The organism is Bradyrhizobium nanningense, from assembly GCF_004114535.1.
Taxonomy (GTDB): domain Bacteria; phylum Pseudomonadota; class Alphaproteobacteria; order Rhizobiales; family Xanthobacteraceae; genus Bradyrhizobium; species Bradyrhizobium nanningense.
In genome coordinates this window covers 118323-132593 of sequence record NZ_LBJC01000020.1, presented here as the reverse complement: position 1 = coordinate 132593, position 14271 = coordinate 118323, and the positions used below count along the sequence as shown (strand labels likewise).

The following is a 14271-nucleotide window of genomic DNA, read 5'->3' as shown; positions in this document are numbered from 1 at the left end:
GAGGCGAAGAACTTCCTCTACTTCCGCCTCGCCGGAGCCGGCGGCGCTGCCATCGCGGCTGCAGGCTCGGGCGGCGCCAGGTGGCGCGGGACGATGATGGTTTGTCCCGGCGTGAGCGGTGCATTCTCTGCAAGCGAATTGCTCTGCGCGAGCGTCCACAGCGGAACGCGATTGGCGGCGGCGATGCTCTCCATGGTGTCGCCGCGGCGCACCGGAACGCGCACACCGGAGTCCCACAATTCGACCAACGTATCCGCAGGCACGAGATAGCGCAGCGGCACGGCATCGGCCTCGGTCTGCGGCGGAATGCGCGGCAGCTGCGTCACCATCTCGACGATCTGGCGATGGATGTCGTCGGACTTCTCGATGTTGATGTGCGAGACGCGCGCGTTTTCCTTCAGGTCGTAGCTCGCATAGTGGCCGCGAAAGCCGGGGACCGCGACGACGTCGCCGCCGCCGAGCACGCTGTCGGACAGGAAGATGTTGATGAAGCGCTCGACATTGAGCGGCACGTCGCCAGTCGCGTGCGCGGGATCGATGGCGATGACGAGGCTGATCGGGATATTCTCCTTGGCCGCCATCTCGGAGATGACGATCGAGCACAGCCCGCCCATGGAGTGGCCGATCAGCACGATCGGCGCCGGGCTTTCCTTGTAGCTGGCGATGGCGCGATCGCCGATCCATCGGCAGATGGTGAATTCATAGACGTTGGCCGAAAAGCCGGCCTTTGTCAGCTTCTCCTCGAGCCGGTCCATGCCGGTCGAGAAGATCGGTCCCATGGCACCACGGAACAGGTAGATCTTCGGCGGCGGCAATGGCTCGAACGGCGGGGGCGGCGGCGCGGCAGGTACGGCCGCCGTGGTCTTGGACTTGGCGGGTGAGGCAGCGGCCATGCCGGGGCCCAGGGCGAGCAGTGCAACGGCTGCCAGCGCGAGGAGTCGCCTCAGATCGATCATCAGTCCAGCAGTCCCACCACGGGAGAAGGTCCTCTCCCCCAACCGGCTTAGTGACGACCGATTTAGCGGATTTTGGGGCACGGGAACTGGGGCACGACGCACCGCCGCGCACATCAAAGCCCCGTGATCGCACGGACGAGGACGCGCCCGATCCCTCATTGCCTGCTCTTGAGCCGGCTCCGATGTGCGGCCTGCTTGGCGCGGTTGCCGCAGACCGCCATGATGCACCATCGCCGTGCATGCCTGCGGGTGTGATCGGCGAACACCATTGTGCAGTTATGGCCCTCGCACGCCTTCACGTTCGAAAAGTCCTCCTCACACACCAGCTTCGCTAACGCTTCACCAACCGGCAGCATCAGCGCTTCCGGTGATCGCCAGCGCCTCTTCCTTTGTAGCGCGAGGACGCCGCCGCCCTCCTGCGCGGGCTCGATCCGACTGAAGGCTTCGTCGCGCCCGAGCAAACTGTTCAACGGGCCGAGCTCTTGCAACGCCTGCGCGGTCAGCGGCCGCCCCGCATGCTTCAGAACGAAGCCCCTGAACCACTCGCGCAAGGCACGGGTCTGGTCGGCCACCTCGTCGAGCTCACCCCGCCTCACCCGCGCCTTCAGCGCATCCAGCTCCTCCGCCGGTACCAGCTTCGCCTGCGACAGCCAGTCGATCAGGCCTTCGCCATCGTCGATCCAGTCGACGGGCGTGTCGATCGGTGTTGCGACCGAGTTGAGGAAATCGAGGCCGAGCGAGTCGGCGATAAACATGGCGGGCGGTCTGTCCATGAGCGGGTCCTGGCTGCCGGCAAACGGCAACAACCAGGTAACCACTAAAATCGCCGTTGACAAGTTACTATTGGCGGAACTAACCTCTAAAAGCGGATTTAACAGGTTACAAAATGGGAGACCATCCATGACCGCGATTACCTACCGCACCGCAGACGTCGACGGCTTCAAGGTGTTCTATCGGGAGGCCGGCCCTAAGGACGCGCCGAAGCTGCTGCTGCTGCACGGCTTCCCGAGCGCCGGCCACATGTTCCGCGACCTGATCCCGCCGCTCGCGGACAGATTTCACATCGTGGCGCCGGACCTGCCCGGCTTCGGCCAGTCCGACATGCCTGCGCGCGAAACCTTCAATTACACCTTTGACAACGTCGCACGCGTGATCGAGCGATTCACTGAAGTGATCGGCTTCGATCGCTTTGCCGTTTACGTCTTCGATTATGGCGCGCCGACCGGATTTCGGCTCGCGCTACGCCATCCCGAGCGGATCACGGCGATCATCTCGCAGAATGGCAACGCCTATGAAGACGGCCTCAGCGACGGCTGGACTCCGATCAAGGCCTATTGGCAGGATCCTTCTCCGGCGAACCGCGAGGCGCTGCGCGCCTTCCTCACGCCGGAAGCGACGCGCTGGCAATACACGCACGGCGTCCCCAATCCGGCGATTGTGTCGCCGGACGGGCAGAACCTCGACAATTTCTACCTGGCGCGGCCGGGCTCCGACGAGGTGCAGCTCGACCTGTTCGGCGATTACAAGAGCAACGTCGCGCTCTATCCCGCATTCCAAGACTATTTCCGCAAGCACAAGCCGCCGTTTCTTGCGGTGTGGGGCAAGAATGATCCGTTCTTCATCCCGCCCGGCGCTGAGGCGTTCAAGCGCGACAATCCCAACGCGGTTGTCCAGTTCTTCGACACCGGCCATTTCGCGCTGGAGACGCATGCAAGGGAGATCGCGGAGAGCATTCGCGCGTTCCTGAAATGACGGGAGCCTGGCCATGGCCCACACGAGGCGATCTCCGGAACGACTGAGCGCATTTTCGGACGGCGTGTTCGCCGTCCTGATCACAGTGCTGGTGCTGGAGCTGCGTCCGCCCGAAATTCCGACTTTTGCGGCATTGCTGGCGCTCTGGCCGACATGGCTCTCTTATGCCGTCAGCTATGTCTTCATCGCGATCGTATGGGCCAACCATCACCATCTGATGCGCTATGCGAGCGAAGCGACGCCGCGGCTGATGTGGTTCAACTTCGCGCACCTGTTCTCGGTATCTCTGCTGCCGCTCTCCACGGCCTGGATGGCGGTCAGCGAGCTCGCACCGCAGCCGGTCGCGTTCTACGCCGCGGTGTTCTTCCTGGTGAACGCGACCTATGTCGCGCTGATCTTCGACCTCGTCGGGCGGGCGCCGGCGGACGAGGTCCCGCCGCGCGAGCGCAGGATCATGCGGATCCGCTCGGTCGTCACGCTCGCGATCTTCGCATTCGCAGCGGCCGTGGCCCTGAGATACCCTGTTGCCGGACTTGCACTGTGCTGCTGCTGCCTGATCGTCTACCTGAAGCCGGAAGCGCCAGGCGGCGAGGACCGGCCATAGAGCAATGCCGCCGTCAACCCGAGGTTGACGGCGGCACAGACGAAGTCTCGAGCTGCTTTGGCAGGTTTCAGTTCCTCGCCGGAGCGGCCGCTGCCGCCGAGCGCGCCTGCCGCGGCGCGCCGTGTTCGGCGACCGGCAAGGCCGGAGCGCGCGAGCGCATGATCGCGGCGTCGATCTCGGCGATGACGCGGCGCTGGATCGCCTCGTTCTTGTCAATCGAGATGTGGCCGACGCCGGTGCCGCGCACGTCGACATTGTCGAGCTTGCCGCGCAGGCCCTGCGCGGCCCGTACCGGCTCGCCGGGACCGTCGCCGATATAGATGTTGATGTAGCGCTCCGCGCCGGTCGAGAGCTTGGTCTTGAAAACGGAATCGAGACCGATCGCGAGCTTCACGGGCACGCCGAGCTGGTTGAGCTTGGCGATCATGTCGGGCAGCGCGGTCGCGCCGGAGGAATGGCCGACCAGGACGATGGTCTTGAGGCGGCCGGCCTTGTAGGCAGTCGCGGCTTCGTCGGCGAGCGAGGACCAGGACACGAAATTGGCGACGGTCACCGGGATGCCCTGCGCCTGCAGCCGGGCGCCGATCGTGTCGAGCCCGAGCGAGAAGATATTGAGCACGCCACGGAGTAGATAGACGTGGGTGGTCGCGGCCTGGCTCGGCGCGGCCCTGACGGGGGTCGGGTTGATGGCAACAGCTGACAGCAGGAGCAGGCCCACCGCCCAGACGCGGAGGGCGGACAACTGGCTGGCGCCGGCGGTGTGACGGCCGTTCGGTCTCATCGATGTTTTCCCTGGGGACATACGCTTTGCGATTGGCCGGAATCGTAGCCATGGCCTGCTCGCAGACGCAACAAAGAGCCGCGTGAACGGCAATCTTAGCCACAGCCCGTGACCATCGCGCAACACTTGCCTGAAACCTGCCCCCGAAGGGCCTGTTTTGAGACCATTTTTCTCCGGGGAATTGCGGGCAGGCAAGTGCGTTCCTATTTCAGGGCTCCGCTGACCTCCCTTTCGGGACCGGTCCAGCCCCCTCCCCCCGGCGTTTGCCCCCTCAGCCTTGCGGCCATCATGTCCTCCATCATCTCCGTCGCCAATCTGTCGAAGACCTATGGGTCCGGCTTCAAGGCGCTCAAGAACGTCAATCTCGACATCAAGCGCGGCGAGATCTTCGCGCTGCTCGGGCCGAACGGCGCCGGCAAGACGACACTGATCTCCATCATCTGCGGCATCGCCAACCCGAGCGAGGGCCGCGTCCTCGTCGGCGGCGAGGACATCCAGACCTCGTACCGCAAGGCGCGTTCGCTGATCGGCCTGGTGCCGCAGGAATTGCACACCGACGCCTTCGAGAGCGTGTGGGCAACCGTGAGCTTCTCCCGCGGCCTGTTCGGCAAGCCGAAGAATCCTGCGCACATCGAGAAAGTGCTGAAGGACCTCTCGCTGTGGGACAAGAAGGACAACAAGATCATCACGCTCTCCGGCGGCATGAAGCGCCGCGTGATGATCGCCAAAGCGCTGTCGCACGAACCGCAGATCCTGTTCCTGGACGAGCCCACCGCCGGCGTCGACGTCGAGCTGCGCAAGGGCATGTGGGAGGTGGTGCGCACGCTTCAGCAATCCGGCGTCACCATCATCCTCACCACCCATTACATCGAGGAAGCCGAGGAGATGGCCGACCGCATCGGCGTCATCAACAAGGGCGAGATCGTGCTGGTCGAGGACAAGACGACCTTGATGCACAAGCTCGGCAAGAAGCGGCTGACCTTGCATCTGCAGGGCAAGATCGCCGCGCTGCCGGAAAACCTTCATCATTACGAGCTCGAGCTCTGCGATAACGGCGCGACACTGGTCTACGACTACGACACAAAGGGCGAGCGCACCGGCATCACCAGCCTGCTCGGCGACCTCCGCACCGCCGGCATCCGCTTCAACGATCTCGACACGACGCAATCGTCGCTCGAGGACATCTTCGTCGACCTCGTGAGGACGTCATGAACCATCGCGCCATCCGCGCCATCTACCTGTTCGAAATGGCGCGCACCTGGCGCACGCTGCTGCAAAGCATCGTCTCGCCGGTGGTCTCGACTTCGCTCTATTTCGTGGTCTTCGGCGCCGCGATCGGCTCGCGCATCAGCCAGGTCGAGGGCGTCAGCTACGGCACCTTCATCGTGCCGGGCCTGATCATGCTCTCGGTGCTGACGCAGAGCATCGCCAACGCCTCGTTCGGCATCTACTTCCCGAAATTCACCGGCACGATCTACGAGATCCTGTCGGCGCCGATTTCCTACTTCGAGATCGTGCTCGGCTATGTCGGCGCCGCCGCGACCAAGTCGATCATTCTGGGCCTGATCATCCTGGCGACAGCCGGCCTGTTCGTGCCGCTGCACATCCATCATCCCATCTGGATGCTGGCCTTCCTGGTGCTGACGGCGGTGACGTTCAGCCTGTTCGGCTTCATCATCGGCATCTGGGCCGACGGCTTCGAGAAGCTGCAGATGATCCCGATGCTGGTGGTGACGCCGCTGACCTTCCTCGGCGGCAGCTTCTATTCCATCGACATGCTGCCGCCCACCTGGCGCACGGTGGCGCTGCTCAACCCGGTGGTCTATCTGATCTCGGGCTTCCGCTGGAGCTTTTACGAAATCGTCGACGTCAGCGTCGCAGTCAGCATCGGCATGACGATTGCATTTCTGGTGATCTGCCTGGTCGTGATCTGGTGGATCTTCCGCACCGGGTATCGGCTGAAGAATTGACTCAAACTGTCATTCCGGGCCGTGCGAAGCACGAGCCCGGAATGACGGCGGTGGACTCACCTGTAGCAGTGGAAGTGGTGATACCCGTCGTAATACCCGCGACAGCGGTGGCGGTAATGACGGTGGGGAATGCCGAGCACCCCCTCGACTGCACCAACGGCGCCGCCGACACCGGCACCGACGACGCCTCCGACTGCACCGCCCACGGGACCGCCGATCCGGTTGCCCTCATAGGAGCCTTCCTGGGCGCCACGCACGATGCCCTGGGCGTGGCTGGCTTGCGGCAGTGACAGCAGCGCGAGCAGGAAGGCGGCAGCTGCGAATAGCAGGCGGGCGGGCAAATTGGCCGGCAGTGGCGCGGTGGCGAGACGGGCTTTTTTCATCTTCGGTCCCAAGGAGATTACGAAGGGTGAATGGCGGCGAAAGCCGCCTGTCGAAGCAGGCCATCGTCAACGCCCGGGGCAGCCGGGTGGTTGCGCCTTTATGACGAATTGTCGGCGTTGTGAACACACGCCTTGCTCGCGGAAATGTCAGCGCCGTCGCGCGCGGCGCGGCACAAAGCGGCCTTGCTTACGCCCCGCATCGCGTTAACGATGGCAGAAAGGTTAGCTTGGCAGGCCGCTGGAACGAAAGCCGGATTAAAGGCATATTGCATGCCGGGGACGGAGAGCCGCGGCGGCTAGCGTGACGAGGCCGGAGGCCAGGATCCAAATGCGTTTCCAGATGCGTTCATTTTTCATTGCTTTCACATCCCTGATGCTTTTGAGCGCGGGCAGCGCGCAGGCCAAGGTCGAGATCACCGTCGACAAGGACAATCAGCAGATGACCGTCGCGGTCGATGGCGTGGCTCGCTATCACTGGCCGGTATCGACAGGCATCCCCTCGCGCGAGACGCCGAACGGTGCCTTCCGCGCCTTCCGGATGGAAGAGGATCACTACTCCAAGGAATTCGACGACGCGCCGATGCCGCACGCGATCTTCTTCACCAAGATCGGCCATGCCATCCACGGTACCGACTCAGTCGGCCGTCTGGGCTCGCCAGCGTCGCATGGCTGCGTGCGGCTGTCGCGTCAGAACGCATCGACACTCTATGCGCTGGTGCAGCAGCAGGGCGTGCTCAACACCACGGTGACGCTGACCGGCTCAGCGCAGGTGGCGCTGGCGCGCAATCCGCGTGGCCGCGGCAACGCTGCGGTGGCCCGCGCTCCGCAACAGCCCGCCGAAGAGCAATATGCCACAACGGGTGATCCCGTGAACCTGACGCCGCCGGCGCAGCCCGCCCGCCGCTACATGCCGCAGGATGACAATTACATCTATCCCGCCGACGGCAGCGACACCGGCGCGCGCTATCCGGCGCCGCGTTCCGCCACCCGCCCGCTCTATGACGCGCAGGTCTATCAGCAGCAGCCGCGGCCCTATTACGACCAGGGCTACGGCCAGCAGGGCACCTATTATCAGCCGCAGCCGCGGCAGGTTTATCAGCCGCGAGACTATTATTACCAGAACTGACGCTGTTATCTGAGCATGATCGTTTCCGGATCATGCGCTATCTGAACGCGGCATTGTCGCGCTCCACGATCTTTCGCACAGCATCGACGAAGGCGCGCGCGACCGGCTCCAGGATCTCGGGTCCGGTCACTGAGAGTTCGTCCGAGGGCGTGTGGAAAGTGCGATGGCGGCCCGCCATGCCAAGGAAATTGGCATAGCCCGCCGCGTGCACGTCGCGCAATTCGCCGACCGCCTGCTTCTCCGTCACCAGACGTTTCGCCGCGACCCCGGCAAAGGCCTCGTTGGTCAGCGCAACCGCGGATTTGCTGAGCACGAGATAGCGTTCTTCCTCGGGCCGATCGGTGCGGGCGCCGTCCGCGAAGGCGTAGCACGCGTTCGACGAGCCGAAGTGAATCCACGCCAGCGTGTCGTTCGGCGCCGGCGCGCCGTGCTTCAGGAACAGCTCCATGCCGCCATGGCCGATCTCGTGGCCGGCGGTGGCGATGAAGACGAAATGCGCCGGCCATTTTTCCGCAGCAACGGTGCGCGCAAGAGCAAGGAAGTTGGCGATGCCCGGACCGCGCTCGCAGACGCAGGTGTACCAGCCCGTCATTGGCGTCGAGACGACGATGGTCGGCCCGCGGCCCGTGCCCGTCTCGGCGATGACGTTGCGGCCGGCGACATCGCGTTCGTAACGGCCCTTGACGTCGAAGGTGACAGACGTGCCCGCAGCGAGTGCGCGCTCGAACGCCGGCCGCCACTTCGCGCCGACCACGATGACCGGCACCGGCCAGGGCGCATCCTCCTGCGTGACGTTGTAGGCGAAGCGGTCGTCGGCGGGATTTCCGATCATCAGCAGGATGGCCGCGGGCTTCTTCGCTGCCGCTGCCGTGATGGCCGCACGATGGATCGGCCCCAGATAGGCACCCCGGTCGAACGGCAGCTCCAACCAGAGAATCTTGCCGGTGACATCACCATCCCGCGCGAGCGGCGCGTTGAGATGGAAGCTAGCTCTGTCCTCCGGCGGCCACCAGAATGGCGTCGCCTCGACAACCGTGCCGCCAGCTTCGGCGCTGGCCTGCTCGACGACATATTGGCGGCCGAGCACGACAGGCTGGAAGCTGACGTCGAAACTCGCCTGCTTCAGCTCGTCGGCGATCCAGTCGGCGGTCGCGCGATCGCCCGCAGAGCCGAAGCGGTGCAGACCGAAGGAGGCATAGCGCACCACATCTTCGTAGAGACTCGCGCCCGAGAGCGCGTCCCTGGCTGCCGCCTGTCCGATCATGAAAACCGCCATCGCTCCGATGAAGACAAGCCGCATGTGCGTGCCCCCCTGAACCGTTGCTTTTTGAGGGGCAGTTTCCGCCTTCCACGGCTGCCGTCAACCGCGAGACTGGACGAAACGCGCAAAGATTTCATAAGCTCTGCTTTTCACTCGGGCTGAGAACCTTGATGCCGTCACGTGCCGCAACGATCCTGACCGTGCTCTCGGTTCTCACCGCGGGACAAGCCATGGCTATTGATATGGCCTTCGATCTCGAGGCGCATCGCGGTGGGCGGGCGCTGTTGCCGGAAAACACCCTGCCTGCCTTCGCCAACGCGCTGTCGATGGGCGTGGACACGCTGGAGCTCGACGTCGGCGTGACCGCGGACGGCGAGATCGTCGTCTCGCATGAGCGCGGGCTCAATCCTGATCTCGCGCGCAATGCCGACGGCGCTTACATCACTCCGCCCGGCACCCCTTTCGTCAAGCTGCGGCTGGACGAGGTCAGAACCTACGACGTCGGCCGGATCCGGCCGGACAGTGCTTACGCGAAGCAATTCCCCGACCAGCGTGCCGTGCCGGGGACGCGGATTCCGACCCTGAGCGAGCTGTTCGCGCTGGTAAGGAAGTCCGGCAACTCGCGTGTGCGCTTCAACATCGAGACCAAGATCGACCCGAACCATCAGGACGAAACGCTCGATCCGCAGGCCTTTGTCACGAAGCTGCTGGGACTGATCGAGTCCGAAGCGTTTTCCGACAGGGTCATGATCCAGTCCTTCGACTGGCGGACCTTGCAACTGGTCCAGCAGCAGGCACCGAAGATGCCGACGGTGTACCTGACGCTCCAACGCGGCACGGGCCAGACGGTGGCGCTGGACAAGGCGACGAACTGGACGGCCGGGTTCAGCCCGGCCAATCACGGCGGCTCGCTGCCGCGGACGATCAAAGCGGCGGGCGGCGCGATCTGGTCGCCCTATTTCGGCGATGTGACCGCGGCGCTCGTCGCGGAGGCCCACGGACTCGGATTGCGCGTTGTGGTGTGGACGGTCAACAAGCGCGACGACATGGCGCGCATGATCGAGCTCGGCGCCGACGGGATCATTTCCGACAGACCCGACCTGTTGCGTGACGTCGCCGGCGAAAAGGGGATTGCGTTGCCGGCGGGGACGCCGGTCGAGCCGTAGCCTCAGTCTCGTGTCCCGGACGCGGTGCAGCGTGCAACGGCTGCTCCGCAGAGCCGGGACCCAGCAAGCCGCGCGATGGCCCCGGCTCTGCAGCGCATCACTTCGTGCTGCGCAGCGTCCGGGGCACGAGAACAATTCGCAGCGCCTACTCCCCGTCCCGCAGCCGCCGGTACAGCGCGCCAAGGATGTTGGAATAGTCGTCGGTCCAGACCCGCACCCTGTCGTCGGCTTCGGTCTGCTCCCACGATTTGGAGGCGGCGAGCCTGCCGATGTCGGCCTCCTCCCGCGCGGAGATGACGACGTCGGTCGAGAAGATGTAGTCACCATCTCGCCCGGAATCCTCGTTGAAGACCCAGCTCTTGAGATCGTTGGCGTCCGCAATGCCGACCACGACGGTCTCGAGATCGAGATGCCGGTTGGAGACGTGCATCACCACGGCGCCGTGCGGCGCGAGCTTGTCCTTGTAGATCTTCATCGCCTCTTCGGTGGCGAGATGGATCGGGATCGCATCGGATGAATAGGCATCGACGATGATCAGATCGTAGGCGCCGCCGGCCTCCTTGGCGAAGGTCAGCCGCGCATCGCCGATCACGGGCTTCATATCCGGCATGCAACTCGAGATGTAGCGGAAATTTTTGGGATCACGCGCGGCATCCACCATCGACTGGTCGATCTCGAAGAATTTCCAGTCCTCGCCGGGGTCAGCAGCGCAGGCGAGGGTGCCCGATCCGACGCCGATCGCGGCGACCTTGAGCGGAGTGCCCTTGCGTTCGCGGATCGCGCTGACGGCCTGACCGATGCCGCCGTCCTTGTGATAATAGGTGATCGGCTCGGGCCGGCCGGCGACCTGTGTGCCGTCATTGTTGCGGAATCGTTCGGCGCCGTGAATGGTGGTGCCGTGCATCAGCACATGGAAGTAGCCGCCGGGCGTCACCACGATCTTATGCACGCCGAAGAAGCTGCGCACCGTCGTGACGCGGCCCTCGTCGGCGGGATAGATGCGGATCAACGCCAGCGCGAGCACGACGGTGGCAAAGATCTTCCAGCGTCCGGCATTGAGCGCCAGCGCAAGCAGCGCGGCGAGCACGCCGACGCTGCCAGCGACCCAGACGCGGTGATCCTCGAACCAGGTCGAGAGGCCGCCCGTGGTGGTGGAGGGCACAACCAGCGCCACCGCGAGCGCGGCGAGTGCGAGCCAAAACCATTTGACGATGCCGGCAAGCCGCTCGTTCGCAGCCGGCCGGCACAATGCCGCGAGCGCGATCAGGATCGGATATTCGGCGATCCACGAGAAAGTGAACGGGGCGACCAGGCCGGCAAAGAGCCCGCCGACCATGCCGCCGAACGACAGCGCGACATAGAAGCCGGTGAGATATTTGGCGGCCGGCCGGGTCCGCGCTAGTTCGCCGTGGCAGGCCATGGCGATGACGAAGAAGCACAATTGATGGCCGCCGAGGGTCAACAGCAGATTCTGTTCGCCGCCGAAGGCGAGCAGGACAATGACCCCTGCGATCGCGACCGGCTGCAGCATCAGCATCCATTTGTGCGGCAGCAGCGGCCGCGACTGGAACACGACGACCCAGGTGAGCAAGTACAGCGAGAGCGGCAGCACCCACAGCAGCGGCGCTGCCGCGACGTCGGTCGAGATATGCGCGGTCACCGCAATCAGCAGACCCGAGGGCACCGCGGCGAGGAAGATCCAGCGCAGCCGCGTCAGGAAAGCTGGCGCCGGCGCATTGACGTCCTCGATGCGCGCATCGACCACCGGCAGCGTCGGCGAGCGCAGCAGCAGCACGCCGCAGACCGCGATCAAGAGGATCAATAGGCCATAGCCTGCGGTCCAGAGCCGGTTCTGCGTGTGCAGCGTGAACACCGGCTCCAGCAGGAACGGATAGGACAGCAGCGCGAGGAAGCTGCCGATGTTGGAGGAGGCATAGAGGAAATAGGGATCGTGTCCGGCGGGATGGCCGGTGCGGACGAACCAGGCCTGCAACAGCGGATTGTTGGCGGCGAGCGCAAAGAACGGCAGGCCGATCGAGACCACGAACAGCCCGAGCAGCCAGAACGCATAACCGGACGCCGGCGGCTCGCCATAGGCCGAGGCGATGCCGAGCGGCAGCGTAGCGAAGGCCGCCATCAGCAGCACCAGATGCACGGCCACCGGAACGGTGCGGTTTTTGACCTGCATCAGCAGATGCGCATAGGCATAGCCCGCCAGCAGCAGCGACTGGAAGAACACCATCGCCACCGACCACACTGCCGGCGAGCCACCGAGCCGCGGCAGCACCATCTTCGTGAACAGCGGCTGCACCGAGAACAACAGCAGCGCGCTGACGAAGATCGCAGCGGTGTAGACCGTCAGCACCAGCCGGTCGCGCGAGGCGGACGGCTGCTCCGTGGCGGCGGGTTGCACGATCGAATCCATGGAAGCTCCGGCTCAAAACCCGGCGGGCGCCGGACGCGCGCAATGGAGCACAAGGCGCCTGAGCGGGCAATAAAGGGGCGCGTGATGTTGCAGCGAGGATTGCTTGATATTAGAGGGTCGTTCCGGGGCGATGCGAAGCATCGAACCCGGAACCTCGAGATTCCGGGTCTGGTCCTTCGGACCATTCCGGAATGACGGTGGAACAACTTGAAAGCCTCATGAGCGAAACCGACGTCGTCATCATCGGCGCTGGCCATAACGGCCTCACCTGCGCGGCCTATCTCGCGATGGCCGGCTTGCGCGTGCGCGTGGTCGAGCGCCGCAAGGTGGTCGGCGGAGCCGCGGTCACGGAGGAGTTTCACCCGGGATTCCGCAATTCGGTGGCGGCCTACACGGTAAGCCTGCTCAATCCGCAGGTGATCCGCGACCTCAAGCTCGCCGAGCAGGGCCTGCGCATCGTCGAACGGCGCGCCCAGAATTTTCTGCCCGCGCCGGACGGCAGCTATCTCCTCACCGGCGAGGGACGGACCAAGGCGTCCGTCGCGCGGCTGAGCGCGCATGACGCAGGTGCGCTCGACGGGTTTTCACGCGAGCTGGAAGACATCGCCGACGTGCTCAGGCAGTTCGTGCTGCGCGCGCCGCCGAACCTCGTCGACGGTTTCGGCACGGCGGCCATCCGCGAAGGCGTCAACGCCTGGAAGACCGCCAACATCCTGCGCGGTCTCACCCTTGAACAGAGCCGCAGCCTGCTCGATCTCTTCACCCGCTCGGCCGGCGAGATGCTGGATGAGCGTTTCGAGCATGATCTGGTCAAGGCGCTGTTCGGCTTTGATGCCATCGTCGGCAACTATGCCAGCCCCTACGCCGCCGGCTCGGCCTATGTGATGCTGCATCACGCCTTCGGCGAGGTGAACGGCAAGAAGGGTGTCTGGGGCCATGCCATCGGCGGCATGGGCGCGATCACGCAGGCGATGGCGCGCGCCGCACGCGACCGCGGCGCCGTGATCGACACCGACGCGGGCGTCCGCGAGATCATCGTCGAGCGCGACCGCGCGGTCGGAATCCTGCTGGAGAACGGCTCGGCGATCCGCGCGAAATATGTCGCGGCCAATGTCAATCCAAAGCTGCTCTACACGCACCTGATCGCAGCCGAGGCGCTCCCTGCGGACTTCCTCGCCCGCATCCGGCACTGGAAGAACGGCTCCGGCACCTTCCGTATGAACGTGGCGCTGGACCGCCTACCCTCCTTCACGGCGCTGCCGGGCGAGGGCGATCATCTCTCATCCGGCATCATCCTGGCGCCGAGCCTTCCCTACATGGACCGCGCCTATCTCGATGCGCGGGCGGAAGGCTGGAGCCGTTCGCCCGTCGTCGAGATGCTGATCCCCTCCACACTCGACGACACGCTGGCGCCCGCGGGACAGCACGTCGCGAGCCTGTTCTGCCAGCACGTCGCGCCAACGCTGCCCGAAGGAAAGTCGTGGGACGATCATCGCGACGAGGTGGCCGATCTCATGATCGCGACGGTGGACAAGTACGCGCCGGGGTTTTCGGCGAGCGTGCTGGGCCGCCAGATCCTATCCCCGCTCGACCTTGAACGGCAATTCGGCCTCGTCGGCGGCGACATCTTCCACGGCGCGCTGACCTTGAACCAGCTGTTCTCGGCACGGCCGATGCTGGGCCATGCCGATTATCGCGGGCCGCTGAAGGGTCTCTACCATTGCGGCTCAGGCGCCCATCCCGGCGGCGGCGTCACCGGTGCGCCCGGCCACAATGCGGCGCAGGCGATCCTGAGGGATCACCGGTCGCTGTTCGGAAGCCGTGGATAGGCCTGTGGATCTCTTGTG

13 protein-coding genes are annotated in these 14271 nt (G+C 64.8%); 7 read left to right on the top strand and 6 right to left on the bottom strand.

The genetic code is table 11. From position 1 onward, the window contains the following. Positions 1 to 17: 17 nt before the first annotated feature. Together XH84_RS13580 and XH84_RS13575 are read right to left on the bottom strand one after the other, a co-directional pair. Entirely contained in the window at positions 18 to 956 is a 939-nt protein-coding gene (locus XH84_RS13580) for a LysM peptidoglycan-binding domain-containing protein (protein WP_164936121.1), read from the bottom strand. A gap of 155 nt (positions 957 to 1111) precedes the next feature. Beyond that, positions 1112 to 1729, bottom strand: a complete 618-nt coding sequence (locus XH84_RS13575) for a CGNR zinc finger domain-containing protein (RefSeq protein WP_181769344.1) — start codon at positions 1727 to 1729, stop codon at positions 1112 to 1114. 127 nt (positions 1730 to 1856) lie between these two features. Between XH84_RS13575 and XH84_RS13570 the strand changes: the two genes are divergently transcribed. Both XH84_RS13570 and XH84_RS13565 read left to right on the top strand, forming a co-directional pair. Then, positions 1857 to 2708 carry an alpha/beta fold hydrolase gene (locus tag XH84_RS13570; protein WP_128918481.1) on the top strand — a complete coding sequence of 284 codons (852 nt, stop codon included), beginning with the start codon at positions 1857 to 1859 and terminating at the stop codon, positions 2706 to 2708. 13 nt (positions 2709 to 2721) lie between these two features. Then, a complete protein-coding gene (locus tag XH84_RS13565; protein WP_128918482.1) occupies positions 2722 to 3312 on the top strand; it encodes a TMEM175 family protein in 591 nt (196 codons plus the stop codon). 67 nt (positions 3313 to 3379) lie between these two features. Here XH84_RS13565 and XH84_RS13560 read toward each other — a convergent pair whose 3' ends face one another. Beyond that, positions 3380 to 4093, bottom strand: coding sequence for a hypothetical protein (locus tag XH84_RS13560; RefSeq protein ID WP_128918483.1), 714 nt, complete (start codon positions 4091 to 4093; stop codon positions 3380 to 3382). A 288-nt stretch (positions 4094 to 4381) separates the two neighbouring features. On the opposite strand from XH84_RS13560, the gene XH84_RS13555 reads away from it, so the two are divergent. Together XH84_RS13555 and XH84_RS13550 are read left to right on the top strand one after the other, a co-directional pair. Further along, complete coding sequence (locus XH84_RS13555) at positions 4382 to 5305, top strand: ABC transporter ATP-binding protein (RefSeq protein WP_128918484.1); 924 nt, start codon at positions 4382 to 4384, stop codon at positions 5303 to 5305. Next, a complete protein-coding gene (locus XH84_RS13550; RefSeq protein ID WP_128918485.1) occupies positions 5302 to 6063 on the top strand; it encodes an ABC transporter permease in 762 nt (253 codons plus the stop codon). Before XH84_RS13555 ends, XH84_RS13550 begins: the two co-directional genes overlap by 4 nt. Positions 6064 to 6119: 56 nt before the next feature. On the opposite strand, the gene XH84_RS13545 is transcribed toward XH84_RS13550, so the two are convergent. Further along, positions 6120 to 6446: a hypothetical protein gene (locus tag XH84_RS13545; RefSeq protein ID WP_128918532.1), complete on the bottom strand. Its 327-nt coding sequence runs from the start codon at positions 6444 to 6446 to the stop codon at positions 6120 to 6122. 328 nt (positions 6447 to 6774) lie between these two features. Here XH84_RS13545 and XH84_RS13535 point away from each other — a divergent pair, with 328 nt between their 5' ends. Next, positions 6775 to 7572 carry a L,D-transpeptidase gene (locus XH84_RS13535; RefSeq protein ID WP_206734113.1) on the top strand — a complete coding sequence of 266 codons (798 nt, stop codon included), beginning with the start codon at positions 6775 to 6777 and terminating at the stop codon, positions 7570 to 7572. A 37-nt stretch (positions 7573 to 7609) separates the two neighbouring features. Here XH84_RS13535 and XH84_RS13530 read toward each other — a convergent pair whose 3' ends face one another. Further along, positions 7610 to 8872 (bottom strand): hypothetical protein, encoded by a 1263-nt coding sequence (locus tag XH84_RS13530; RefSeq protein ID WP_128918487.1) that lies wholly within the window; start codon positions 8870 to 8872, stop codon positions 7610 to 7612. A 131-nt stretch (positions 8873 to 9003) separates the two neighbouring features. Between XH84_RS13530 and XH84_RS13525 the strand changes: the two genes are divergently transcribed. Next, a complete protein-coding gene (locus tag XH84_RS13525; RefSeq protein ID WP_128918488.1) occupies positions 9004 to 9999 on the top strand; it encodes a glycerophosphodiester phosphodiesterase in 996 nt (331 codons plus the stop codon). A gap of 145 nt (positions 10000 to 10144) precedes the next feature. Here XH84_RS13525 and XH84_RS13520 read toward each other — a convergent pair whose 3' ends face one another. Beyond that, the gene (locus XH84_RS13520) at positions 10145 to 12424 is read right to left on the bottom strand and encodes a fused MFS/spermidine synthase (RefSeq protein WP_128918489.1); all 2280 of its coding nucleotides are present in this window, start codon (positions 12422 to 12424) and stop codon (positions 10145 to 10147) included. A 218-nt stretch (positions 12425 to 12642) separates the two neighbouring features. Here XH84_RS13520 and XH84_RS13515 point away from each other — a divergent pair, with 218 nt between their 5' ends. After that, positions 12643 to 14253, top strand: coding sequence for a phytoene desaturase family protein (locus XH84_RS13515; protein WP_164936123.1), 1611 nt, complete (start codon positions 12643 to 12645; stop codon positions 14251 to 14253). The last annotated feature ends 18 nt before the right edge of the window (positions 14254 to 14271 follow it).